1 protein-coding gene is annotated in these 1,147 nt (G+C 66.1%); it reads left to right on the forward strand.

Translation table 11 applies throughout. The features are described 5' to 3' along the window. Positions 1–170: 170 nt before the first annotated feature. Complete coding sequence (locus EJP67_RS33505) at positions 171–1,127, forward strand: IS110 family transposase (RefSeq protein ID WP_126026016.1); 957 nt, start codon at positions 171–173, stop codon at positions 1,125–1,127. The last annotated feature ends 20 nt before the right edge of the window (positions 1,128–1,147 follow it).

Genomic DNA, 1,147 nt, shown 5'->3' on the forward strand with positions numbered 1-1,147 from the left:
GCCTTGTATCTTTAAGCCTCGGACCGGCTCGGGTAGCCCGAGCGGCCTCCGGGCCATTTGTTGAAGCCCGCCTCTGAGCACTGGGCGCCCGAGCCGGACCGTCCTTCTCTGCAGCCCGAACGGTTGTAGGAACTTGAAGTTCGTATAGACAAGGATGGGAGTGAGAGGACGTGTCCGACTCTGTTTTTATCGGTATTGATGTCTCCAGCCAGACCCTGGAGATCGCCAGCAGCGATCAGGGCAAGACTTGGCAGCTCGCCAATGACGTGGCTGGCATCGAGCAACTGGTCAACCGGGCATCGGCTTTGGCGCCCGCGCTGGTTGTGCTGGAGGCCACGGGCGGCTACGAGTTCGAAGCGGCCTGCGCGTTGCAAGCCGCGGGCTTGGCGGTGGCGGTGGTCAACCCGCGCACCGCGCGCGACTTCGCCCGCGCGATGGGCGCGCTGGCCAAGACCGATGCGCTGGATGCGCGCATGCTGGCGGCCTTCGCCCGCGTGCTGCACCAACACCCCGAGCGCGAGCGCTTCGTCAAGCCGCTGGCTGATGCCGAGTTGCAGCAACTGCAGGCCTTGGTGCTGCGTCGGCGCCAGTTGGTGCAGATGCTGACCTCCGAGCGGCAGCGCCTGCGCCTGGCGCACGCGGCGGCGCGCCCGAGCATCGAGCGAGTCATTGAATTCTTGAAGCAGGAGCTCGGCGACAGCGAAGCCGAGGTGGCTGCGCATGTGCAGCGCCATCACGCCCGATTGGCCCAGGCGCTGGCCAGCGTGCCGGGCATCGGCGCTGCCAGCGTTGCAGTGCTGCTGGCCGAACTCCCCGAACTCGGCAAGCTCGACCGGCGCCGCATCGCTGCGCTGGTGGGCGTTGCGCCCTTGAACCGCGACTCCGGCCAGATGCGTGGCCAGCGCTGCATTTGGGGTGGGCGCGCCGATGTGCGGCGAACCCTGTACATGGCCACGCTGACGGCGGTGCGACATAACCCGGCGCTTAAGGCCTGCTATGAGCGCCTGCTGGCGGCAGGAAAGCGCAAGAAGGTCGCTCTCGTGGCCTGCATGCGCAAGCTGCTGACCATGCTCAATGCCATCGCCAAACACGGCTCCACATGGGATCCGACTATGCATATCGCTTGACTGACAAGACGGTTGCTCAG

This window comes from Variovorax guangxiensis (genome assembly GCF_003952165.1).
Classification (GTDB): domain Bacteria; phylum Pseudomonadota; class Gammaproteobacteria; order Burkholderiales; family Burkholderiaceae_C; genus Variovorax; species Variovorax guangxiensis.